The 23424-nt window shown below is 33.4% G+C and carries 21 protein-coding genes; 9 read left to right on the top strand and 12 right to left on the bottom strand.

Annotated features, from left to right (window positions below):
• Window positions 1-207: 207 nt before the first annotated feature.
• The 5 genes from LPB88_RS00105 to LPB88_RS00125 all read left to right on the top strand — a co-directional run bounded on the left by LPB88_RS00105 (window position 208) and on the right by LPB88_RS00125 (window position 5379).
• The gene (locus LPB88_RS00105) at window positions 208-2679 is read left to right on the top strand and encodes a bifunctional UDP-N-acetylmuramoyl-tripeptide:D-alanyl-D-alanine ligase/alanine racemase (protein WP_230711772.1); all 2472 of its coding nucleotides are present in this window, start codon (window positions 208-210) and stop codon (window positions 2677-2679) included.
• A gap of 69 nt (window positions 2680-2748) precedes the next feature.
• Entirely contained in the window at window positions 2749-3123 is a 375-nt protein-coding gene (gene mscL / locus LPB88_RS00110) for a large conductance mechanosensitive channel protein MscL (RefSeq protein WP_230711773.1), read from the top strand.
• A gap of 169 nt (window positions 3124-3292) precedes the next feature.
• Complete coding sequence (locus LPB88_RS00115; RefSeq protein ID WP_230711774.1) at window positions 3293-4282, top strand: aspartate-semialdehyde dehydrogenase; 990 nt, start codon at window positions 3293-3295, stop codon at window positions 4280-4282.
• A gap of 132 nt (window positions 4283-4414) precedes the next feature.
• Window positions 4415-4822, top strand: a complete 408-nt coding sequence (locus LPB88_RS00120) for an immunity 22 family protein (RefSeq protein ID WP_230711775.1) — start codon at window positions 4415-4417, stop codon at window positions 4820-4822.
• Window positions 4823-4881: 59 nt separating this feature from the next.
• Window positions 4882-5379: an SMI1/KNR4 family protein gene (locus LPB88_RS00125; protein WP_230711776.1), complete on the top strand. Its 498-nt coding sequence runs from the start codon at window positions 4882-4884 to the stop codon at window positions 5377-5379.
• An 86-nt stretch (window positions 5380-5465) separates the two neighbouring features.
• Here LPB88_RS00125 and LPB88_RS00130 read toward each other — a convergent pair whose 3' ends face one another.
• From LPB88_RS00130 to LPB88_RS00145, 4 genes are all read right to left on the bottom strand, one after another.
• Complete coding sequence (locus LPB88_RS00130) at window positions 5466-5783, bottom strand: 2Fe-2S iron-sulfur cluster-binding protein (protein ID WP_099710409.1); 318 nt, start codon at window positions 5781-5783, stop codon at window positions 5466-5468.
• Between the two features lie 61 nt (window positions 5784-5844).
• Entirely contained in the window at window positions 5845-6330 is a 486-nt protein-coding gene (locus tag LPB88_RS00135; protein WP_230711777.1) for a hypothetical protein, read from the bottom strand.
• 216 nt (window positions 6331-6546) lie between these two features.
• The gene (locus LPB88_RS00140; RefSeq protein ID WP_089349979.1) at window positions 6547-6786 is read right to left on the bottom strand and encodes a NifU family protein; all 240 of its coding nucleotides are present in this window, start codon (window positions 6784-6786) and stop codon (window positions 6547-6549) included.
• A gap of 119 nt (window positions 6787-6905) precedes the next feature.
• Window positions 6906-8036 carry an Mrp/NBP35 family ATP-binding protein gene (locus tag LPB88_RS00145; protein WP_230711778.1) on the bottom strand — a complete coding sequence of 377 codons (1131 nt, stop codon included), beginning with the start codon at window positions 8034-8036 and terminating at the stop codon, window positions 6906-6908.
• 424 nt (window positions 8037-8460) lie between these two features.
• Here LPB88_RS00145 and LPB88_RS00150 point away from each other — a divergent pair, with 424 nt between their 5' ends.
• Complete coding sequence (locus LPB88_RS00150; protein WP_230711779.1) at window positions 8461-10080, top strand: murein L,D-transpeptidase; 1620 nt, start codon at window positions 8461-8463, stop codon at window positions 10078-10080.
• A 109-nt stretch (window positions 10081-10189) separates the two neighbouring features.
• On the opposite strand, the gene LPB88_RS00155 is transcribed toward LPB88_RS00150, so the two are convergent.
• From LPB88_RS00155 to LPB88_RS00165, 3 genes are all read right to left on the bottom strand, one after another.
• On the bottom strand, window positions 10190-12616 hold the full coding sequence (locus LPB88_RS00155; protein WP_230711780.1) for an ABC transporter permease: 2427 nt from the start codon (window positions 12614-12616) through the stop codon (window positions 10190-10192).
• A gap of 111 nt (window positions 12617-12727) precedes the next feature.
• Window positions 12728-13435, bottom strand: a complete 708-nt coding sequence (locus LPB88_RS00160) for an ABC transporter ATP-binding protein (RefSeq protein ID WP_230711782.1) — start codon at window positions 13433-13435, stop codon at window positions 12728-12730.
• Between the two features lie 181 nt (window positions 13436-13616).
• Window positions 13617-14870, bottom strand: a complete 1254-nt coding sequence (locus tag LPB88_RS00165; RefSeq protein ID WP_230711783.1) for an efflux RND transporter periplasmic adaptor subunit — start codon at window positions 14868-14870, stop codon at window positions 13617-13619.
• Window positions 14871-15027: 157 nt separating this feature from the next.
• Between LPB88_RS00165 and LPB88_RS00170 the strand changes: the two genes are divergently transcribed.
• A complete protein-coding gene (locus tag LPB88_RS00170) occupies window positions 15028-16374 on the top strand; it encodes a sigma-54 dependent transcriptional regulator (RefSeq protein ID WP_230711784.1) in 1347 nt (448 codons plus the stop codon).
• A gap of 197 nt (window positions 16375-16571) precedes the next feature.
• Window positions 16572-17897 (top strand): PAS domain-containing sensor histidine kinase, encoded by a 1326-nt coding sequence (locus LPB88_RS00175; protein WP_230711785.1) that lies wholly within the window; start codon window positions 16572-16574, stop codon window positions 17895-17897.
• Between the two features lie 182 nt (window positions 17898-18079).
• Here the strand turns inward: LPB88_RS00175 and LPB88_RS00180 are convergent, their stop codons facing one another.
• From LPB88_RS00180 to LPB88_RS00200, 5 genes are all read right to left on the bottom strand, one after another.
• Window positions 18080-18406, bottom strand: a complete 327-nt coding sequence (locus LPB88_RS00180; protein WP_230711786.1) for an MGMT family protein — start codon at window positions 18404-18406, stop codon at window positions 18080-18082.
• A gap of 135 nt (window positions 18407-18541) precedes the next feature.
• Window positions 18542-19177 (bottom strand): LysE family transporter, encoded by a 636-nt coding sequence (locus LPB88_RS00185; RefSeq protein WP_230711788.1) that lies wholly within the window; start codon window positions 19175-19177, stop codon window positions 18542-18544.
• Between the two features lie 41 nt (window positions 19178-19218).
• Entirely contained in the window at window positions 19219-19896 is a 678-nt protein-coding gene (gene trmB / locus LPB88_RS00190) for a tRNA (guanosine(46)-N7)-methyltransferase TrmB (protein ID WP_089350263.1), read from the bottom strand.
• A 164-nt stretch (window positions 19897-20060) separates the two neighbouring features.
• Entirely contained in the window at window positions 20061-21443 is a 1383-nt protein-coding gene (locus tag LPB88_RS00195) for an ammonium transporter (protein ID WP_089349969.1), read from the bottom strand.
• Between the two features lie 262 nt (window positions 21444-21705).
• Entirely contained in the window at window positions 21706-22197 is a 492-nt protein-coding gene (locus LPB88_RS00200) for a nuclear transport factor 2 family protein (protein WP_230711789.1), read from the bottom strand.
• 277 nt (window positions 22198-22474) lie between these two features.
• Between LPB88_RS00200 and LPB88_RS00205 the strand changes: the two genes are divergently transcribed.
• Window positions 22475-23140 (top strand): hypothetical protein, encoded by a 666-nt coding sequence (locus LPB88_RS00205; RefSeq protein WP_230711791.1) that lies wholly within the window; start codon window positions 22475-22477, stop codon window positions 23138-23140.
• Window positions 23141-23424 lie beyond the last annotated feature (284 nt).

Consider the following 23424-nt stretch of genomic DNA (forward strand, 5'->3'; position numbering starts at 1 on the left):
TTTTTTTGTCACAGATTACGTGGATTAAAATGATTTTTTCTTTTGCCACGAATTTCACGAATGAGCACGAATTTAATTAGTGAAAATTAGTGAAATTCGTGGCTAACTTTTTTAATCTGGAGCAAAAAAACACCTGTAAAGAATTAGTGAAAATTTGTGAACTTGGTGGCAATCCTTTTTTTAAATTTGACAAAAGAAATTTTCTAAATGAGCATAAACTTAAAAAGCCTAATCCCAGTTCTTGATGCCGAATGGATTGGCTCAGACACTGATATTTTTGTTGATCATATTTCGATTGACAGTCGTTCGCTTCAAAACGGATCGCAAACCTTGTTTTTTGCCTTATCAGGCGTTAATAACGATGCTCATTTGTATATTCCTGAACTTATAGAAAAAGGCGTTCAGAATTTTGTTGTGCAGTATATTCCTGAGAATTGCTCCGGAAAAGCAAATTTTCTGGTGGTCAAAAACTCCTTAGATGCTTTGCAGGAATTTGCGAGTTATTACAGAGATCTTTTTGATTTTCCTGTTATCGGCCTGACCGGAAGTAACGGAAAAACGATTGTAAAAGAATGGCTTAATTTTTTACTGAGCCCGGATTATAATATTATCAGAAGTCCTAAAAGTTACAACTCTCAGGTTGGAGTCCCATTGTCGGTTATTGCCATTAATGAGAAACACAATTTAGGCATTTTTGAAGCCGGAATTTCTACGGTAAACGAAATGATTAATCTGGAGAAAATCATAAAACCTACGATTGGTGTTTTGACGAATATTGGTTCTGCGCATGACGAAGGTTTTCAGAATCTGGAACAAAAAATCAACGAGAAATTATTGCTTTTCAAAAAATCAAAAGCAATCATTTATCAAAAAAATGAAATTGTCGATTTGTGTTTGAAGGATTTTTTAAAAGAAAATGATTTAAAAGACAGAAAGATTTTCTCGTGGAGCTTTACAGATAATTCGGCCGATGTTTTTATTCTGAAAAGAGAACACAAAAACGACGTAACAGTTATTCAATATCAATATAAAGAAGATGTTTTTAGTTTAGAAATTCCTTTTAGCGATTCTGCTTCAATAGAAAATGCCGTTTCCTGTTTATTGGTTTTGCTTTATTTTGAATATGATTTTGCTACGATTCAAAACCGTATGCAAATGTTGTATCCGGTGCGAATGCGATTAGAAGTTAAAAACGGAATCAACAATTCTAGTATTATCGATGACAGTTATAGTTCCGATTTTCAGTCGTTAAAAATTGCGTTGGATTTCTTGGAAAGTCAGAAAAAAAAGAACGCTTCAAAAACAATTATCTTGTCGGATATTGTTCAAAGCGGATTCTCAAATGAAGAATTATATACTAAGGTTGCGCAACTTATTGCGGATAATAAAGTAGATCGGGTTATAGCAATTGGAGCAACTATTTCTTCTTTTGCGGCTAAATTTTCGAATTGTATAACTTTTCCAAATACAGCCGAATTTATTGCTCAGATCGATAGCTTAAATTTCAATAATGAAACCATTTTAATAAAAGGGGCAAGGTCGTTTCAGTTTGAGCAAATTGTTTCTTTACTTGAAGAAAAAACACATGAAACGGTTCTTGAAATCAATATGGATTCGATTAGTCATAATCTGAATTACTATAAATCAAAATTGGCCGATGATGTAAAAATCATGGTGATGGTAAAAGCTTTTGGTTATGGAAACGGCGGATTGGAAATTGCAAAATTGCTCGAACATCATAAAGTAGATTATTTGGGAGTGGCTTTCGCCGATGAAGGAATCTCGCTTAAAAACGGCGGAATAAAATTGCCAATTATGGTCTTGAATCCTGAATCCACTAGTTTTCCTTCGATAATTCAGTATCAGTTAGAACCAGAAATTTATAGCATAAAAGGATTAAATGCCTTTTTGAAAATTGCCCGCGAAAAGAATTTAAAAGATTTTCCGATTCATATAAAACTGGATACCGGAATGCATCGTTTAGGTTTTGAAGAAGAGAACTTAAATGAATTGATTGAAACTTTAAAAGGAAATTCATCTGTAAAAGTAAAAAGTGTCTTGTCGCATCTCGCAACAAGTGATGAAGTGAAGCATTTTGAATTTGTGCTTTCGCAGATTGATCTTTTTGATAAATTATCTTCAAAATTAATTTCAGAATTAAATATAAACCCAATTCGTCATATTCTAAATACATCAGGAATCAGCAATTTCCCAAATGCGCAATTTAATATGGTGCGCTTAGGAATTGGTTTATACGGAGTTTCTAATGATCCGGCAGAACAAAAATATCTGGAGAATGTTGGAACTTTAAAATCTATAATTTCTCAGGTTCGTACTATCCCAAATGGTGATAGCGTAGGTTATGGACGTCGTTTTATGGCTGAGAAAGAAACTAGAATTGCAACAATCCCAATTGGTTACGCAGACGGAATTTCGAGATTATGGGGAAATCTGGTTGGTTATGTGTTAATCAAGAACCAAAAAGCACCAATTGTAGGCAGTGTTTGTATGGATATGCTTATGGTTGATGTAAGCCATATCGATTGTAAAGAAGGAGATTCTGTTATTATTTTTGGCGAAAGCCCAACGGTTATAGAAATGGCAGAAGCGCTGAAAACCATCCCTTATGAGATTATGACAAGTATCTCGCAACGTGTAAAACGGGTATTTTTTAGATAATTGTAAGAAATCTAAAGAAAATTGCGTATTTTCGATACTCATTTTAATTATAAACAAAAAGAGACAATTATGGGATTTTTTTCTGAATTTAAGGAATTTGCAATGAAAGGCAACGTAGTTGATTTAGCTGTCGGTGTAATCATTGGAGCTGCTTTTGGTAAAATTGTGAGCTCATTTATCGAAAATGTAATTACACCGTTGTTATTGAAACCAGCTTTAGATGCGGCGCATTTGTCTACTATTGAGGAATTAACGGCTTTTGGAGGAGTAAAATATGGTTTATTTATTTCGGCCGTAATTAACTTTGTAATTGTTGCTTTTGTGTTGTTTCTCATCATCAAGGGAATTAACCACGCTAAAAAGAAAAATGAGGTTGCTCCGCCGCCAGCAGGACCAACTCAAGAAGAGTTACTAACGCAAATTAGAGATTTGCTTAAAAAATAATTCCGCTACACTATGTCTAACTTAACCGTTCCTTGATTGGGGCGGTTTTTTTTATTTTTGTTTGATTTATAACATTTTGTTATTTTTTGTGAAGCGTCTTGTTTTGACTTTTATATTGTATACTTTTGCATTATAAATTAGATTTAATTCATACTATAAAAATATAAAAATGAGAATAGCCGTTGTAGGTGCCACTGGTATGGTTGGCGAGATAATGCTTAAAGTTTTGGCGGAAAGAAACTTTCCTGTTACAGAATTAATTCCTGTTGCTTCTGAGAAATCAATAGGAAAAGAAATTGAATATAAAGGAACAAAATATAAAGTTGTAGGAATGCAAACGGCAGTTGACATGAAAGCTGATATCGCTGTTTTTTCTGCAGGAGGAGATACTTCATTAGAATGGGCTCCAAAATTTGCAGCAGCCGGAACAACTGTTATTGATAATTCATCGGCTTGGAGAATGGATCCAACAAAAAAATTGATAGTTCCGGAAATCAATGCTACAAGCTTAACAAAAGAAGATAAAATTATTGCAAACCCAAACTGCTCAACTATTCAAATGGTTTTGGCATTGGCTCCATTGCACAAAAAATACAACATTAAAAGAATCATTGTTTCTACTTATCAATCTATCACCGGAACTGGTGTAAAAGCGGTAAGACAATTAGAAAACGAGTACGCTGGAATTCAGGGAGAAATGGCTTATAAATATCCAATCCACAGAAATGCGATTCCACATTGCGATAGTTTTGAAGAAAACGGATACACTAAAGAAGAAATGAAATTAGTTCGTGAAACTCAAAAAATCCTTGACGATAAAACAATTAGAGTTACGGCTACTGCAGTTCGTGTTCCTGTTGTTGGCGGACATAGTGAGGCAGTAAATGTTGAGTTTACAAATGATTTTAATGTAAATGAAGTTCGTGAGATTCTTCATAACACTGATGGAGTAGTGGTTCAGGATAATTTGGACACATTTACTTATCCAATGCCATTATATGCAGAAGGTAAAAATGATGTTTTTGTTGGAAGAATCCGCCGTGACGAAAGCCAGCCAAACACTTTAAACATGTGGATTGTTGCTGACAATTTAAGAAAAGGTGCTGCGACAAACACAATTCAAATCGCTGAATATTTAATTGCAGCAGGTTTGGTATAAACTAGAGAATAAAGAAAATTGTTATAAAGAGAAAGCCGTAATTACAGAAATGTAATTGCGGTTTTTTTATATAGAATTATGAAGAACTATAATTAAGAAAAGATATTTTTGTTCTATTAAAACGGTGAAAGTATGAGAACAGAAACTAGCCATTTTTGGTTTGGACAATTTACATCAGAAGAAGCATATTTTGATTTTTTGGGTGAAAATGAAACTTATTATGAAGATGAAGATGTAATTGAAGATGAAAAATACATATCGGAATTTGCAAAATCTCAAAATGAGAACTTTTTAGATCATGACTTTATGGAAAGTGGTTTTGAAAATGAAGAGGTCTCCTTTAAAGAAAAATTCAGTCCATATTCTTATTCTGAAAAATGGATTACAGAAGCTAAAGAAAGATTAGTCAAACAAAATCAAGATCCGGAAAAAGTTAATACGGTTGTATTTATTTCAAAAGATCAGATCGAAAAGCCAATTTCGATACAGAATTCAAAATTTGAGTTGATATACATTGGTCAAATTGAATATGAAATTTGAATGTAGGACAGAAATGATTTTAGTAAAAATCTTATCTTAGCTTTATAAATGCAAAACGTATGAACTTCAATAACTATAAAATAATCCCCAACTATAAAACAAATGAAACAGATTTATTCCTTGCCGACGAAGAAGATATTCTGGCTTGCGAAAAAACATTAAACATTGTTTTTGATAATGATTATAAAGAATATGTTTCAACTTACGGAAGCGGAATTCTTGGCGGAACTTATGTGCGAATCTATCTTCCGGAAACTATAATTTTGACTTTGGCAGAATGGAAAAGCCGTATAACCGAATATTGGTTTTGGGATGAAGGTCCAGCTGTTTTGACAAAAGATGAAGTTCTAAATTCTGTTAGAATCGGAGATACTTATGATGGCGATGAAATTATTCTTCTTAAAAATGAATATTTCGTTTTGCCAAGGCACAGCGAAATGATTTATAAAGCTGGAAATACGCTGGAAGAAATGATAACCTGGTTATGTTCGTCAGGAATCTTAACCGAAGCATTTTCTGAAAGAGAATTTGAACCCTTTGATCCAAATGATCTATAGTAAAGCCCAAATAAAAAATTCCAAATTCTAAAGCAACATCTGTTGTTATTGGAATTTGGAATTTTAAAATATTAAAAATTTCTTATTTAGTATTCAGGAGCCAATTCTAGCTCTAGTCCTTCTAATTCTGTGGTAATTGGTATCTGGCAGCCTAAACGACTATTAGATTTAACATAAAACGCCTCCGAAAGCATGGCTTCTTCTTCATCCCCCATTTCTGGTAATGCAATATCATTAAGAACGTAACACTGGCAAGAGGCACACATTGCCATTCCTCCGCAGGTTCCTTCAACAGGAAGTTCGTATGCTTTGCATAACTCCATTATGTTCATTGCCATATCAGTTGGAGCTTGTAACTCGTGTATAACTCCTTCTCGATCTTTAATCTTTATTAATACATCCATTTTTATTATTTGGAATTTTACTGGTTAGGATTTTATGACGTGAAAAAATCCTTTATTCTGGTTAACTAGTTGATTTTAGGCTAAATGCGTACTCTTTTCTATTGTTGTTGCCATCTTTAAGGCGCATTTTTACACCAATAATATTTCCGCCTTTTTCTAATATTGTAACAATTGCCATAATAGAATAATAATCTTTATCGGATTGAAAGATTAATGCTCCTTCGTAAGTTGAATTTAAAACACCTTGCTTATCTGTTTGAGAAGATATTTTTCTAGGATGAGCAAATTCAGCTGCACTGTAAGTGGCTTTATTACTGAATTTTGCTTTTCCTTCACAAAAGTCATATAAAAAATCATAGTTTCCAACTCTCAAAGTACCTTCTTCACTTTGTCCATTAGTTGAAAAAACGATTTGTCCTGAATATTGAAAATCAGACCATTCTTCAGATTCATTTACCCATGCTTTATCAGCAATCAGAGTTTGGCCTTGCTGGGCATAATTTACAGATACAAATAGCAATAATAAAAGAGCGTAAAAATTCTTCATAGATTTAAGGTTTTAGGGGTTATTTTACAAATTTAAGTTAAATATGTAGTAATTACTTAACTAAAAGTCTTAAATCTTTATGTTATTTTTTGCTGAATTCGCAAATTAGTGCTTTATTTTGATTGTTTTTTCTGAATTTTACAATTTAAACAACTTAAACACTATTATTCTTGTTAATTATGCATTGGCAAAAAAGCAGAAAAAAAACTGCTTTTGCTACATAATATTAACCACAGTTTCTATTTGTGGAGCATATTTTTTTATTGTTGTTTCGACTCCTGCTTTAAGTGTCATTTGGTTTACGCTACAGCTAATGCATGCTCCTTCAAGACGAACTTTGACATGTTTGTCATCGTCTATAGAAACTAGTGTAATGTCTCCTCCATCAGAATTTAAAAATGGTCTGATTTCGTCTAGAGCCAATAATACGTTGCTTGTTAATTCTTCTGTTGTCATAATTTTATCAATTGGATAATTAGTCAATTAGATAATTAGAAAATTCACTTTGAAGTAAAATTATCTAATTATCTAATTTTCATATTATCTCATTAGTTTTATCTCAATTATCTAATTTTTTATTTCTTTACTGCTGAACAACCCGCCATTGTTGTAATTTTAATAGCTTCTGTAGCAGGTAAGTTAACGTTTCTGTTTACTACTTCTTGTACAATATTTCGAGTTATTTCTTCAAAAACAGTTTCGATTGGTGAGGCTGTTTGTAAAGCTGCTGGACGCCCGTAATCTCCTGCTTCACGAATTGATTGTACAATTGGCACTTCTCCTAAAAATGGTACATTTAAATCTTCTGCAAGATTTTTTGCTCCTTCCTGACCAAAGATATAATATTTATTGTCAGGTAATTCTTCAGGTGTAAAGTAGGCCATGTTTTCAATAATTCCTAAAACAGGAACATTGATATTGTCTTGCATGAACATTGCAACTCCTTTTTTAGCATCGGCAAGAGCCACGGCTTGAGGAGTACTTACTACTACAGCTCCTGTAATAGGCAATGATTGCATGATCGAAAGGTGAATATCTCCGGTTCCAGGAGGTAAATCAATTAGCATAAAATCTAATTCTCCCCAATCTGCATCAAAAATCATTTGGTTCAAAGCTTTAGCAGCCATTGGACCTCTCCAGATTACAGCCTGACTTGGAGCTGTGAAAAAACCGATAGAAAGTATTTTGATTTCATAACTTTCAATTGGTTTCATTTTTGATTTTCCGTCAACGGTAATTGAAACTGGTTTTTCGTTTTCTACATCAAACATAATTGGCATAGAAGGACCGTAGATATCAGCATCCAGAACTCCAACATTAAAACCCATTTTTGCAAGTGTTACGGCAAGATTTGCTGTAACTGTAGATTTACCAACTCCACCTTTACCAGATGCCACGGCAATTATATTTTTGATTCCCGGAATAGCCTTTCCTTTTATTTCGTTAGGATTTTCCTTGGCTTCCACTTTAATATTTACTTTAACTTTTGCATCAGAAGAGATCAGGTCATGAATCGTTTTTTTGATATCATCTTCGGCTCTTTTTTTAATGTGCATTGCTGGGGTATGTAATAGTAAATCTACTACAACTTCATCACCAAAAGTTAGTACATTGGTAACAGCACCACTTTCAACCATATTTTTTCCTTCTCCTGCTATAGTGATAGTTTCTAAAGCTTTAAGAATTTCTTTCCTATCTAATTTCATTTTAATCGTCTGTTTTCTATTGAGGGAAACCAATTTAACAACTGTGTTTATTTAAACTGATTTCAGACTACAAAGATAACAGATTATGTTGGGATTCAAACCCTTTTAAATTGTATTTATTGATATTAGGATTAGTCAAAATGATTCTGAATGATTGAGTTTCTTTTCTTTTTGAATAAAAAGCGCATATTTTTTATTTGATATTAAGAAACGAAGGTGTTTTTTAGAGTTAAAATAGATGAATTTTTAAGATAAATTTTCAGAATTGAATGATTAAAAAGTCAATAATCTTAGCTATATTTGAGTACCCTAAATTGACGATTTCTTATTTTTTGAAAAGTATATGGAAACTTGTTTTTGGGTGAATTATGGGTTTTCGGTATTTTTTGAATAAAATTATCTTCTAAAATTTAAATCTAAAAATATGCGAAATTTTACTTCTTTGTCTGTAATTATTGCCGTTAGTTTTCTGATATTTTCTTTTGAATCTTCAGCAAAAAATATCCATATAAAAAATAAAATAACGGAATCTAAAAACATCCTTGTCGATAATTATTATGTATCGAATGTTGTTATCAATGCAGAATCAATTAATGAGTTTTACAAAAAATATCCCAAACTAAAGAAATACCAAAATGACGTTTTAGATCTTTATAAAAAGAAAGAATTTAAGTCGATTTGGTACGATGATAAAAACATTAGTGAATTTGGATCTTTATTGTACCAAAAAGTGCGACAGCTCAATGAGCAGGGTATTAAAGCAACAATGCCTTACAGAGATCTAATAGATGACATTTTTAACGAAAATGTAACGGAGGATTTGTCTCAGATAGACACAGAACTTTTATTGTCTAACATGTATGTGTTTTATGCGAGCAATGTTTATTCAGGAGTTGATCCAGTTACTTTAAAGAAAATTGGTTGGTTCTTGCCTACAAAAAGTATTTCGTACACAAAGATATTAGATTCTCTTATGGTCGATCCTGACAGATTAAACAAAGACGAGAATCTATTGTTTGGGCAATATTATAAACTTAAAGCAGTCTTAAAAAAATACCGTACAATCGAGAAAAATAATCTTTGGAAAAAGATAGAAATCGATAGCGCCAATTATAAAGATTTAAAACCTTTTGACAGCGGCGTTGCAGTAAAACAAATTAGAGAACGCTTGTTTGTTGTGGGAGATCTGGCGCAAGATTCTAAAAGAGATGTGTATGACGAAGAGATGATGGCCGGTGTTTTAAAGTATAAAAAAAGATACGGACTTAAATTAAATTATACTTTGACCAAAGAGCATATCGACCAAATGAATGAGCCAATTGGTAAAAGAATCAAGACTATAATGCTAAATATGGAGCGTTGTCGATGGATACCGGCAAATTTGGCGCAGGCAAATGAGTATATAATGGTCAATATACCATCGTTTAGGCTGGTTTATGTTAAAAACGGGAAGTATGATTTAGTTACCGATGTTTTTGTAGGAACGAGAATGACCGAAACTGTGATTTTTAGTGGAATGATGGACAGAATTGTATTTAGTCCGTATTGGTACGTTCCACAGAGTATCGTTAAAAATGAATTGAAATCGAAAATAGCCGAAGACAAAAACTATTTGGCAGATCATAATATGGAGTGGAATGGCGGAAATGTGAGACAAAAACCCGGGCCAAAAAACTCGTTAGGATTAGTCAAATTTATGTTCCCAAATGCAAATGATATTTATTTGCATGATACGCCTGCACAAAGTTTGTTTGATTTTGAAAAACGTATTTTTAGCCACGGCTGTATCAATGTAAAAGGAGCAAAAGACTTAGCTATTGAAATTTTAAAAGACGATCCGGATTGGCCAGTTAGCAAAATTGACAGCGCAATGAGCGGTGAAAAAGAAACGACTTGCAAACTGAAAAATAAAATTCCTATTTATATAGGCTATTTTACCGCCTGGGTAAGCGATGACGGAGAAATTGGATTTTATCCTGATGTATATGACAGAGATCCGCAGTTGGATAAATTACTTTATTCAGACGCTGTTGCTGCAAAATAAGGCATTCAGTAGTTGAACTTGACAAGTTTTCTGTTACTAAATATAAAAAGAGAAACCCGCCAGATTTTATTAATCTGGCGGGTTTCTTTAAAAAAAATGGTCTACAAGTTTATTCGTATTTTAAATATTTTAAAATGTCTATTTTGGTTACCTGATAGGCTTTAGTTAAAACAATTAATAAAGTCAAAAACAGTAAAGAAACTAATGCAACACTAAATGGAATAGCTGAAACTCCGATTCTGAAAGCAAAATTTTCCAGCCATTTTTGCAATAAAAGATAAGCAGGAACAATACCGATTGCAAATCCTATTAAGCAGAAAAGAACATATTGTTTTGATAATTCTTTTAATAAAATATCTGTTTCAGCACCCAAAGTTTTTCTGATAGCAATTTCTTTTAATCTTCTTTCCATTGAGAATGATGCCAGAGCAAATAATCCAAAAACTGCAATAATAATTACTACCAGATTTAGAATATAAAACAGATCTTTTTGTTTCACATTTTCTTCATAAGTTTTAGCAAAACCTTTGTTTACAAATTCATAATCAAACGGATAATCAGGATTGACATTAGTTTCCCAATATGTTTTTAGTTTAGCTAAAGTTTCCGTTAGATTATTTGGAGAAACTTTTACATAAACATTATCAAAGTTATTCCATTTTAAAGTTTTTATATTGATAAAAACCATTGGAGGAACTTTGTTTTGAAGTCCTGTAATGTGAAAATCTTTAACAACTCCAACAACTTTAAATTTTAAGTTTCCTTTTTCATTACCCCAGCCCGATGTTATTACGGTATTTATAGGGTTTTTAAGTCCTAATCGTTTGGCTAAAGTTTCATTTATTAACCAATTGTCAATAGTGTCTGAAGCAAATTTGGGAGATAAATCACGGCCTTCGACAACTTTAATTTTCATCATTTCGAGAAAGCCAAAATCCATTTCAACGTTTCGTGGCTGTACAAAAACACCATTGTGTGTAAAACCCGAGCTTGAGTTAGTACTGTTGCCAAAAGTACCTGCAAAAGTAGAGACATCCTGAACTCCTGACATTTTACTGATTTCTTGTTTTGTAGTAAAATATTTTTGAGCTTTTTTACTATAATCAGCCGAATTAAAAGGGATTCTGATGACCTGATTACCGCTAAAACCAAGATCCTTATTCATCATATAATCAACCTGAGAATTTACAATTAAAGCACCAATGATGAAAAATGCTGCAATCCCAAATTGAAAAATAAGCATCGAATTTCGAATCCAGATCCCACTTTTGCTTCTGGAGAAATTACCTTTTAAAACCTTTAAAGTTTCAAAGTTTGAGATATAAATGGCAGGGAAAATACCCGCAAGAATGATTACTAATCCAAATATTAAAATAAGTTGCAGGTAAAATTCGCCTCCATTCATGGTCAGAGTTTTGCCTAAAAAAGAATTATAATAAGGCAAAGAAAGTTCTACTATTGCTAAAGCAAATAAAATAGCAAGAATAACAATTATAGCAGTTTCAAATATAAATTGAGCAATAATTTGATTTTTACTTGCGCCAACAATTTTACGAACACCTACTTCTTTAGCGCGTTTTATAGCCGAAGCTGTTGCTAAATTAATGTAGTTTACAAGAGACAAAATCAAAATCAAAATTGATAATCCAGCCATGATATAAAGAAGCTGTAGATTTCCTTTTCCTTCAGGAGTTGTTGATCCGGAAGCTTTTGTACCATGTAGATGTAAAGTTTTTAACTGATCCAGAAGAATCTTGATTTCTCCATTTTCTTTTACATATTGGGCTACAGTCTGACCACTTTCTTTTGCGTCTTTTAAAGTCCTGTTGACATAATTAACATTATGCATTTTCTTTAAAACTACAGCAGGGTCAACATTTTTTTTGATTTTGACCATCATGCCATAATTGAAATTTCCCCAACTGTTAAGGTCTTGTTCACGCACAATTCCGCTAAAAACATAATTAGGTTCAATAGAAGAAGGTTTTATAATGCGATAAACAGCCTTTACGATATAAGATTTATTGTCATAAGTAATCGATTTTCCAATTGGATCTTCCTCTTTAAAAAGTAGTTTCGCTTGTTCTTCTGCAATAGCAACACTGTTTTTTTCTTTTAAAATATCTGTTTTAGAACCTTTTATTATTGGAAAAGGAAAAAAATCAAAAAAATTATCGTCCGAAACCATAATTTTTTTATCAATTACTTTTTGATTTTGATATTTTATAACAGACTGGCCATACCAAATGTTTAAAAAACAAATTTGCTCAATTTCAGGAATTGTTGCTTTGCAGGTTTGCCCGAACGGAATTGAACTCGTTGCCCAAGTGTCTCCAGTTGCACCAATTACATTCAGAACTTGATAAGAATTCTCTTTTTCAGGATTCCATTGATCGTATGCATTTTCGTTATTCCAATATAAAATTGCAAAAATAACTCCCGCAACTCCAATGCTTAATCCTAAAACATTTAAAAACGAAAACAGTTTGTTTTGCTTTAAATGATAAATAAATATTTTAAACCAGTTAAAAATCATCGCTTATATTTTTATAGTTTTTGATTCGTTTTTTAGATAATAGCCAATACTTTGCAAACAAATCCTACCAGGAAAGTGATTACAGTTATAATAAAATTGATCATTTTGAAATTATTTAGCGTCCATAAAAACATCTACATTTCTCTGATTTAATCGCTCAGAGAATATAACTCCATCTTTCATATGAATGGTTTTTTGTGAAAACGAAGCGTCATAATCAGAGTGGGTAACCATCAAAATTGTAGCACCTTTAGCATGCAAATCAGTTAAAAGTTCCATAACCTCATTACCATTTTTACTATCCAGATTCCCCGTTGGCTCATCGGCAAGAATGATTTTCGGATCGTTAACCAAAGCTCTTGCAACAGCAACCCTTTGTTGTTGTCCTCCTGAAAGCTGCTGCGGATAATGTTTTAATCGGTGTGAAATATTAAGCTTCTCAGCAATCGCTTCAATTTTTTGTTTTCTCTCCGATGCTTTTACATTGTTATAAAGCAAAGGCAATTCGATATTATCATAAACAGAAAGCTCGTCGATCAGGTTAAAATTCTGAAAAATGAACCCAATATTTTCTTTACGAACCTGAGCTCTTCCTTTTTCCTTTAAACCAATCATTTCCTGATTCAATAATTTATAACTTCCATCATTGGCACCGTCCAAAAGTCCGATGATGTTTAATAAAGTAGATTTTCCGCAACCAGAAGGTCCCATGATAGTTAAAAAGTCCCCTTTTTTAATTTCTAAAGTAATGCCACTTAAAGCTGAGGTTTCTACTTCTTCGGTTCTAAAAACTTTGGTTAAATTTTGAATTGTTATCATATCTTTTTAAGGTTTTAATTGTTGTTGATTGTGTTTTTTGATTGATGATTGAAACTCTTTATTTTTTTGCCACGAATTACACGAATTCGCACTAATTATTTTTATTTTTTTTTCGCCTCGAAAATAAAAATTCGCGTTAATTTGTGAAATTCGTGGCGAACTTTTTAATCCGTTTTTGTGACTACTGTGACTGCGAATTACTAATCGACAATTCCTCGATATCTTTATAATCTGCATACGATGAGGTAATCACAGATTCGCCTTCTTTTAAGCCATCAAGAATTTCATAATACGAAGGGTTTTCTCTGCCCAGTTTTATGTTTCTTCTTTCTGCTTTATTGCCTTTTACTACAAAAATCCATTTTCCTGCAGTTTCCTGATTAAAGCTTCCTTTTGAGACAACTAAAGTTTTATTCTTTTCAGATAAAATCAATTTCACTCCAAAACTTAATCCGTCCTGCAAAACAATTTCTTCTTTAGAGGTAAAAGCCAATTCTACCGTAAAGTGGCCGCCTTTAACTTCAGGGATTACTTTGGTAACTAAAACTTCAAGCGTTTTTCCTTTAAATTCTACCTGACCTTTTAAACCTTCGCGAACTTTTTCCAAATAGAACTCATCAACGTCGGCAGCAAGCTTGTAACCTTTTTTCGAATCGATTTTCCCGATACTTTCTCCCGCCTGGAATGATTTTCCTAAAACAGGTTCAAAGGAAGTCAATCGACCGGTTTCCGGAGCCGTAATCAAAAAGTTCTTTTTGTTGTTTCTCAAAATATCCAAACTTTTCTCCATAGTTTGAATCGAACGATTGATTTGCGAAATCTGAACTTGATTTGTTTGTTTTTCCTTCTGAATGCTTTGCTGAATCGTTCTTTTGCGCTCTTCCTGAAAACGAAGACTTTCTTTAAACGTATTCCAGTCATTTTTAGAAATCACCTCTTTATCGTATAATTTAGCGTTCATATCGTACAATCTTTTGGCATCATTATAATCGTGTTCGATCAAAACCAAATCTTTATTAAGGTTCAATTCCTGATTTCTGATATTCAGTTTTCCGGTATTCAAATTGTTGATTTGCTCAATAATAGCCGTTTCCTGAGTTAGGTAATTAAGTTCAGTGTTTGGATTGTATAAACGTGCCAGCGATTGCCCTTTGGTCACCATTGCACCGTTTTCGACAAAAATTTCTTTTACAGATCCACCTTCAGTAACGTTAACCAACATTACATTTAGAGGTTCAACTTTTGCCTGAAAAACGACGAAATCTTCAAAAAAAGCTTTTTCAATTTTTTGAATCGAAAGCTCGTCCGATTTTACATTCAAGCTTCTTTTTGTGCTGAAAGAAAAAAAGATGATCACAGCCAAAACTAAAAAAACAGTAATTGCTATTGTGAGATATCTAAATTTTCTATTTTTACGAGGGATTACCTTATCCATTTTTTAAATAATTTACTGATAGTCAATAGGTAAATACTATGCCATAAAATTTATTATCTGTAAAGCATTGATTTTAAAGAAGCTTTAAAAACTATTAAAAAAAGGACTGTTCGATAATGAACAGTTGACCGTTCGATATCGAACAAAAAAAGACAGCATGCGAAAAAAACAAGCTCAAATATTAATCGTCGACGATCAGGAAGAAATTCTTTTTTCGGCAAAAATGATTCTCAAAAAACATTTCGAGACTATTTTCACGACAAATAGTCCCAAAAAGATCATTTCTCTTTTAAGCGAAAATGATATAAATGTGGTTTTATTAGACATGAATTATAGAATTGGTTTTGAAGATGGACGAGAAGGAATTCATTGGCTAAAAGAAATTAAAACACTTTCGCCACAAACCATTGTGATTTTAATGACCGCATTTGGTAAAATTGAAACTGCTGTTGAAGGAATAAAAATTGGTGCTTTCGATTATGTTTTAAAACCGTGGCATAACGAAAAATTGCTTGAAACAATTGATAAGGCTGTCGCCGAAAGCAGAAAAAACACCAAAAAAGCTGTAGTAGAAAAAACTGAGAAAAGGTACTTTGTTGGAACTTCGCAAAAAATAAAACAAGCCTATTCTATTGCCGAAAAAGTAGCTAAAACCGATGCAAATGTTCTAATTCTGGGCGAAAATGGAACTGGGAAGTATGTTTTTGCCGAGTTTATTCATCAGAATTCAGAGCGAAAAAAGCAGCCTTTTGTACACGTTGATTTAGGTTCATTAAGTGATAATTTGTTCGAAAGCGAGCTTTTTGGTTATGCCAAAGGCGCTTTTACAGATGCAAAAACAGATACAGCCGGAAGATTTGAAATGGCTTCAGGCGGAACTATTTTTCTGGATGAAATAGGGAATATTCCGCTTCATTTGCAAGCTAAATTATTGCATGTTTTACAAACAAAAACAGTTACTCGTTTAGGCGAAAGTAAACCAAGACCGCTAAATGTTCGCATTATCGCTGCAACAAATAGTGATATAAAAGCTGAAGTAAAAAATAAAACATTCCGCGAAGATTTACTGTATCGAATCAATACAATGGAAATTCATTTGCCATCATTACGTGAGCGAAAAGATGATATTGTTCCGATGGCTCATTTTATTCTCGATCAAATTGCTGAAAAATACAATCAGGAAAATTGGCAATTCGAAGAAAATGTAGCGCCATATTTAGAAAAATATCCGTGGAAAGGAAATGTGCGTGAAATGGAAAATAAGATCGAACGCGCCTTAATTTTAGCCGATAACAATACAATCTTTATACAGGATCTGGATATTTTGAATTTTGAAGATTTTCAGGAAAACGATGAAAATCCGTTATCTGAAATGGAAAGAAATGTAATTGAAAAAGCCTTGTTTAAACACCACGGAAATATCAGTAAAACCGCCGAAGAACTTGGTTTGTCAAGAGCTGCATTATACAGAAGAATTGAAAAATACGATTTGAAAAACTCATAAAATAAAAAATAGTTTTGCACAGATTAAGAGATTAGAATGATTCTTAAAATTTGTTTCACGCAGATTCTGCAGATTTAGGCAGATTTTTTATTTTAATCTGTTTTAATCTGCTTCAATCTTTTTAAGATCTGCGTGAAACAATTTTTTTTAATCTTTTATCCCGATAGCTATCGGGAGTCGCAATAAAAAATAAAAACATGAAAAACTGGAAGTTTTATAATGCATTGTTTGTGAGAGTATTGTTTGTAATGATGCTCTTTTTCTTTTGCGTTTTTTTGATTTATAAGATGTTTTATTACAATGCGCTTTTAGTTGGTTTTTTTGTCATTGTAATGTTATTTGAGATGTACTTTTTTGTCAAAAACAGATTGTTGTTTTATGATAAAACATTGCTTTCTATATTAAAAAACGACTTTACAACTAATTTTTCCGAAGCCCATAAAAAGGATAGTTTCAAAAACTTATATCTTTTGTATGATACTTTAAAAGTACAGCAACAAGAGCAAACTTCAAAAGAACTTGTTTATCAGTCTATTTTAAATAGTATTGATACCGCGGCTTTAATCCTAGAAAAAGAAAATGAAGAATGGAATATATTTTTGATGAATGATTGCTTTTCGAATTTATTTAAAGTGCCAAAAGTCAGCCATTGGAAATACCTTAAAAATTATTTGCCATCACTTTGTACTGAAATTGAAAACGTAGGCTTCACGGACTTAAAATCAGCAATTTCGATTAAAATTGAAGAACAGGATTTGCAGACTTTTATGCTTCAAACCTCGCATGCAAAAACGTATAACAAAGAATATTTTATAGTTTTATTAGACAGTATTCAGCGTGTAATCGAGAAAAAAGAGAAAGAAGCCTGGATTAATCTGATGAAAATTATTTCGCATGAATTAATGAATTCCCTAACGCCAATTCGTGCGCTTTCGCAGAATTTACTCCACATAGTCGATCAGGAAAAATTAGAAGAAGACGATTTTGAAGACATCAAAAGCAGTATTTCGACCATTATAAATCGAAGCGATCATTTGCAGGTTTTTGTTGAAAATTATCGAAAATTAGCCATGCTACCGACGCCAACAAAACAAATGACGCCAATAAATGCGCTTTTTGAAGATTGCCTCCGAATCATGAGTCCGATTTTAAAAGCAGAAAACATTGAATTTGTTAACGAGATTCACAGCTCGCGTTCGATTTTAATTGATAAAAACCAAATGGAGCAAGTGATTATTAATTTGATCACGAACAGTATTTATGCTTTGAAAGATAAGAGTGAAAAGAAAATGTTTTTGTCCAGTTACACTGAAAATAATCGCTTTTTCATTGTCATTTCTGACAACGGAAAAGGAATTGATCCGGAGATTAGAGACAAGGTATTTCTGCCATTTTTCACTACTCGAAAAGATGGCGCCGGAATTGGTTTAACGCTTTCTAAGAATATTATAGAAGCACACGGCGGTTATCTAAGTTATCAAACCGACGAAGATAAAACGAGCTTTGTGATTTGTTTGATTTGATATTCTTCGATCATCTTTGTCAAAGTTTCAAACTTTGACAAAGATTTACATCTAAATTTATTATGCACATTTTGTCATCCCGAGGAACGAGGGATCTCCGCAAGTAGCTCGACAATTTAGGAAAATACTTTGTGTTAGTTTCTTGCGGAGATCCCTCGTTCCTCGGGATGACAAGATTGTGCTTAGAATTCAACTTCAGGTGTCCAAAAGTGTTTTTCTAAGTCTATAATTTGATTGTTTTCTACAACAATACCTTCGCTTTCCAGTAATTGCTGCATTAAATTAGTTCCATCAAAATGATGTTTTCCGGTCAAAAGACCTTTTCTGTTTACAACTCTGTGCGCAGGAACATCATCCATATTATGACAAGCATTCATGGCCCAACCCACCATTCGGGCAGAACGTGCGGTTCCTAAAGCTTTCGCAATAGCGCCATAAGAAGTTACTTTTCCGTACGGAATTTGTCTTGCAATCGCATAAACCCTTTCAAAAAAATTATCTTCAGCCATACGTTTAAATTATTTTACCATTAAGATATTAAGTTTCATGAAGTAAGAGCTTAATTTTTGATCTAAAAACAATTAAGAAAGTTAGGTTTTTACAAAGTACTGCTTAATTTTTCTTAATTTCTTAATGGTTTAATCTTATCCGAAATAGTAATTCAAGATATTAAAAAGTGTCCCTACAGCAATTAAACCTGTAATGCTTCCTATGATAGTATTCATGTTTCGCATTAGATAATCGGTTTTCTTTTCAATTCTTCCAAAGAAACCAATATAGCTGTATAAAGCAGCAAATGAACCCAAAACAGATCCCAATACAAAAGTAAAAATAATGTTGTGTTCGAATGCAAAAAGATGATAGGAGGCCAGAGTAACACTCACGACAACATAATATGGAATCGGAAAAAAGTTCAAGCCCGAAAGTAACATACCTAAAAAGAAACGACTCTTTTTACTGCTCTTTTTAATTTTTGATTTTTTTGCTTTAGGCTCTTTGGCGACAAACAAAAAGTAAATCGTTAAGATAGAGAAAATCACAAATCCAACTTCGCGTAACAGCGTTACAACATCCGGACGATTGTCAATTACCTGCGCGAATAAAACGGCAAGTGAAACCTGAAAAAAGATCACTAAAACAGCTCCGACAACAAACCATAAAGCATTCTTTTTACCCTCTTTCAGATTTACTTTGGCTGCGGTCATGTTGATTAATCCAGGCGGAATAATCCCAATGAAAGCGGCAAGAAAACCTGAAAGTAATGGGGTAAGTAATGCCATTCAGTTATTTAATGGGTTTGAAAATTCGTTTTAAAATTAAATTAGTCTTTAATTTTAAAGCGAATATACGTAATTGCCTTGTTAATTTCTAAATATTGTTTCTCGTAAAAAGTCTGAAAAGCAGTAACTTCTTCCGGACTTCCTTCATTTGTATATACGTTGTGGTTGGCATATAAAACCTCGTGCCCTTCACCATGCAGTAATCCCAGTGTATAGCCGTGCATAAATTCACTGTCGGTTTTTAAGTTTACGACACCGTCTTTTTTAAGAATTCTTTTGTATAATTTCAAGAATTCAGAATTGGTCATTCTGTGTTTTGTTCTCTTGTATTTGATTTGCGGATCCGGAAAAGTAATCCAGATTTCATCCACTTCATTTTCGGCAAAAATATGATTGATTAATTCGATTTGAGTTCGAATAAAAGCAACATTATGCAAGCCATTTTCTACAGCGGTTTTTGCACCTCTCCAGAAACGAGCCCCTTTGATATCAATTCCAATAAAATTTTTGTTAGGATATCTTTCTGCTAATCCAACAGAATATTCTCCTTTTCCACATCCTAATTCTAAAACTAAAGGATTATCATTTTTAAAGAAATCAGAGTTCCATTTTCCTTTTAAAGGCATTAAATCGCCTACAACTTCTTCTCTGGTTGGTTGAAAAACGTTTTGAAACGTTTCGTTTTCTCTGAATCTTTTTAGTTTATTTTTACTTCCCACTTTTACAAAAATTTTCAGCAAAATTAAGGAATATAAACGAATGATTACAGAGCAATTGTGTTTAAATTTTTTGCCACGAATTCCACAAATTTTCACGAATTAATTTTCATGGTTTGAGCGAAAAAAAAATTAGAGAAAATTCGTGTAATTTGTGGCAACCTTTTTTATCCGTAATGTGCTTCCGTAATTGGTTTTAATTTAGGATCAAGCGTTTCATCGTGTTGTGATAAATCCAATCCAATATGTTCGTTTTCTTCTGAAACTCGTAATGGAATAATAAAGTTCGTTACTTTAAACAAGAAATAAGCTCCGAAGAAAGTAAATAACGAAACCAGAACCAATGCCATCATGTGGTGTGCAAAAACATTCCATCCGCCGTGTAATAAACTTGCGTCTTCGCCGTGAGCAAAAATAGCCGTAAGAATCATTCCCATAATTCCGCCTACACCATGACAAGCAAAAACATCAAGCGTATCATCAAATCTTTTAGAGAAACGACAGTTTACAACAGAGTTTGAAACTAATGCCGTAACAAACCCGAAGAACATACTTTCAGGAACCGACACATATCCTGCGGCAGGTGTAATAGCAACCAAACCTACAACAGCTCCAATACAAGCACCAAGTGCCGAAACTTTTCTACCATTCATACGATCAAAGAAAACCCAGGTTAACATGGCTGCAGCCGATGAAGTTGTTGTTGTTGCAAAAGCCATTGCAGCAGTTCCGTTGGCAGCAAGAGCAGATCCGGCGTTGAATCCGAACCATCCAAACCATAACATTCCGGTTCCTAACAATACAAACGGAATATTGGTTGGTATATGTTGGCTATTTTTTCTTTTTCCTAAAACCAGAACTCCCGCCAAAGCGGCAAATCCTGAACTCATGTGTACTACAGTTCCTCCGGCGAAATCTTTTACGCCAAAATAAGTTCCTAAAATTCCTGTTGGATACCAAACCGAATGGCACAAAGGCGCATAAATAAAAATGGTAAACAAACTAATGAATAGTAAATACGATATAAAACGAACACGCTCTGCAAACGAACCTGTAATAATTGCCGGAGCAATAATGGCAAATTTCATTTGGAACAAAGCAAATAACATAAACGGAATCGTGCTTGCCAATTGTTTATGAGGCAAAACGCCCACATAATCCATAAAAGCAAAAGTCCTTGGATCGCCAAAGAAACTATAAAAGTGACCTCCCGAACTAAATCCTACGGGATCTCCAAAAGCCAAACTAAAAGCAACCACAACCCATAAAAGAGTTACAACGCCCAAACAAATGAAACTTTGCAACATGGTCGAAATCACATTTTTTCTACCCACCATTCCTCCGTAGAAAAACGACAATCCGGGAGTCATAATCAAAACCAGACAACAAGAAGTTAACATCCAGGCAACATCGGCAGGTACAATATGATCGGTTGTGCCAAATTCTGATAATACATAACTATTTTGAGTAACAGTTGGCCAAAATGCGCCCGTAATACAAACAATACTTATAATAATAAAGGAGATGATCCAGCGTTTTTCTATTTTCATTTTTCAAATACTTTATTTAACCCTATTTTTTTTGGGGTCAAAGTTAAAAAAAAATAAAGATTTTGATTTCGAGGGCTATTAAAATAGAGGTGTTGTTTTTATTTTAGTTAATATTGTAAAATTCGAACCGTTTTTTTGAGACAATCTTATTTTGAACTTCCAAATAATGGGTAATATTGTCAATTATATTATAATTAAATTGATATCAGATCTTCTAAAGTGCTAGAAAAGTTAGGATTATAATAAGAAAGCTCAAAAATGTTTATTTTTTCTTTAGCTTCTCAATCAAAACATCTTCGATTGGTGCTTTTACTTTAATCACTGCATTAATATCATCATTCGGGATTGTCATCGATAAAACATAATGTTGAATTTTCCATTCTTTCCCCACTTTAACCAAAACACCAGAACCGCGGCAAATTTTCATTTGAGTATTTAGCAATTCATCAAACCAGGCAATTTTTCCGGTTTTATCAAAAAAGATATGACGTTCAAGCGCCGTAAAATTCCATGTAGTTCCTTTGTCAAAATACGGTTTTGCCCAAACGCTAAAGTCTTTTTTAATCCAGTTTTCAGTAGCATCCGTTCCAATGAAAATTGCATCATCGGCCATTAAATTAAAATAAGCGTCAAATTTCACATCGGCAGCCGCTTTGTGCCATGAATCGATGGTTTGATTGACTTTGTCTTTTTCAGAAGTTTGTGCATTTGCAAAAGAGGCAACGAACAATAATAGTAAAATTGATTTTTTCATGATAAGTTATAGTTTGGTTTAAAGTTAGGAAATATTCTTTTAAAGGTGCAAAGGTTCATAGGTTCAAAGGTGCAGAGTTTTTTTGTTGGGTTAATTTAATCTCGCAAAGTCGTAACGTTTTTTTTTCTAAATTTTAAAACTTAGCGCCTTAGCGCCTTAGCGCGAAATTTTCGACGCAAGTATAAAATCGAAATCTCCACAAAATCTTAAATTTTCTTATATCACTTATATGATACAATAGGATTTAGTATATTTGATAGCTTTAAAAATAGACATCATGAATCCAAAAATACTTATCACCTCAATATTTGTAACTTCCTTGGTTTTTACTTCTTGCAAGAAAGAATTAGAACCACAAGAAAGTACACCAACCTCTGAGTTAGTTAAATTGGGATTGGCAAAAGACACTGCTAAAACACAATCAGTAGTTCAAACTCCGGTTGCTACAAACCCGAATACGGTACTGGGAGAAACGAAAGGATTAAATCCTGCACACGGACAACCCGGACATCGTTGCGACATTGCAGTTGGAGCGCCATTAAATTCGGCACCAGCACAACAAGGACAAGCTACAGCACAGCCTACGCAAACCGTTCAGGTAAAACCAAGTCAGCAAAATGTAGTTACTACAACAACTGCGGCGCCGGTAAAAGTAGCCAAAGGAATGAATCCTGCCCACGGACAGCCTGGACACAGATGTGATATTCCGGTTGGAGCACCTTTAAATTCTCCGGTTGCGGCCAAACAACCTGCAGCTAATACAGCACAAAGTGGAAGCACTTCGCAAACATTTACAGTTACACCACCACCAGCAAATAACGCTGTTCCGGCTTTATTAAGTACCGAAAAGCCAGTTGTAACAGCCGAAGGAATGAATCCGCCACACGGACAAGCAGGACATCGTTGTGATATTGCCGTTGGAGCACCATTGCCAAAATCATAAAATAATGTCCATAAAAATAATCTGGGCGTGCCACCAATAAAAAAAGGGACTGACTTTGCAATCGCATAGTCGCCCCTTTTTTTATTGCTGTCGGGCTATTCGTTCCGCCGCGGCGGACATTTCTATCCCAATGTCATTAAGTTAAGCTTTTAGAAAATAAAATTATTGCAAATAAAATCCGTTTTATCCGCGTTTTTACGAAGTAAATCTGTTTTATCCGCGTCAGAATTAGACGCTGATTTTTACTGATTCGCTAAAGCGAAAACGCTGATAAAAACGGATTT

This window comes from Flavobacterium sp. JAS, from assembly GCF_020991455.1.
Lineage (GTDB): Bacteria > Bacteroidota > Bacteroidia > Flavobacteriales > Flavobacteriaceae > Flavobacterium.

Excerpts from the sequence above, each read along its gene's own strand:
- LPB88_RS00105 (WP_230711772.1), top strand. The coding sequence starts at position 208 with ATGAGCATAAACTTAAAAAGCCTAATCCCAGTTCTTGATGCCGAATGG.
- mscL (WP_230711773.1), top strand. The coding sequence starts at position 2,749 with ATGGGATTTTTTTCTGAATTTAAGGAATTTGCAATGAAAGGCAACGTA.
- LPB88_RS00115 (WP_230711774.1), top strand. The coding sequence starts at position 3,293 with ATGAGAATAGCCGTTGTAGGTGCCACTGGTATGGTTGGCGAGATAATG.
- LPB88_RS00120 (WP_230711775.1), top strand. The coding sequence starts at position 4,415 with ATGAGAACAGAAACTAGCCATTTTTGGTTTGGACAATTTACATCAGAA.
- LPB88_RS00125 (WP_230711776.1), top strand. The coding sequence starts at position 4,882 with ATGAACTTCAATAACTATAAAATAATCCCCAACTATAAAACAAATGAA.
- LPB88_RS00130 (WP_099710409.1), bottom strand. The coding sequence starts at position 5,783 with ATGGATGTATTAATAAAGATTAAAGATCGAGAAGGAGTTATACACGAG.
- LPB88_RS00135 (WP_230711777.1), bottom strand. The coding sequence starts at position 6,330 with ATGAAGAATTTTTACGCTCTTTTATTATTGCTATTTGTATCTGTAAAT.
- LPB88_RS00140 (WP_089349979.1), bottom strand. The coding sequence starts at position 6,786 with ATGACAACAGAAGAATTAACAAGCAACGTATTATTGGCTCTAGACGAA.
- LPB88_RS00145 (WP_230711778.1), bottom strand. The coding sequence starts at position 8,036 with ATGAAATTAGATAGGAAAGAAATTCTTAAAGCTTTAGAAACTATCACT.
- LPB88_RS00150 (WP_230711779.1), top strand. The coding sequence starts at position 8,461 with ATGCGAAATTTTACTTCTTTGTCTGTAATTATTGCCGTTAGTTTTCTG.
- LPB88_RS00155 (WP_230711780.1), bottom strand. The coding sequence starts at position 12,616 with ATGATTTTTAACTGGTTTAAAATATTTATTTATCATTTAAAGCAAAAC.
- LPB88_RS00160 (WP_230711782.1), bottom strand. The coding sequence starts at position 13,435 with ATGATAACAATTCAAAATTTAACCAAAGTTTTTAGAACCGAAGAAGTA.
- LPB88_RS00165 (WP_230711783.1), bottom strand. The coding sequence starts at position 14,870 with ATGGATAAGGTAATCCCTCGTAAAAATAGAAAATTTAGATATCTCACA.
- LPB88_RS00170 (WP_230711784.1), top strand. The coding sequence starts at position 15,028 with ATGCGAAAAAAACAAGCTCAAATATTAATCGTCGACGATCAGGAAGAA.
- LPB88_RS00175 (WP_230711785.1), top strand. The coding sequence starts at position 16,572 with ATGAAAAACTGGAAGTTTTATAATGCATTGTTTGTGAGAGTATTGTTT.
- LPB88_RS00180 (WP_230711786.1), bottom strand. The coding sequence starts at position 18,406 with ATGGCTGAAGATAATTTTTTTGAAAGGGTTTATGCGATTGCAAGACAA.
- LPB88_RS00185 (WP_230711788.1), bottom strand. The coding sequence starts at position 19,177 with ATGGCATTACTTACCCCATTACTTTCAGGTTTTCTTGCCGCTTTCATT.
- LPB88_RS00195 (WP_089349969.1), bottom strand. The coding sequence starts at position 21,443 with ATGAAAATAGAAAAACGCTGGATCATCTCCTTTATTATTATAAGTATT.
- LPB88_RS00200 (WP_230711789.1), bottom strand. The coding sequence starts at position 22,197 with ATGAAAAAATCAATTTTACTATTATTGTTCGTTGCCTCTTTTGCAAAT.
- LPB88_RS00205 (WP_230711791.1), top strand. The coding sequence starts at position 22,475 with ATGAATCCAAAAATACTTATCACCTCAATATTTGTAACTTCCTTGGTT.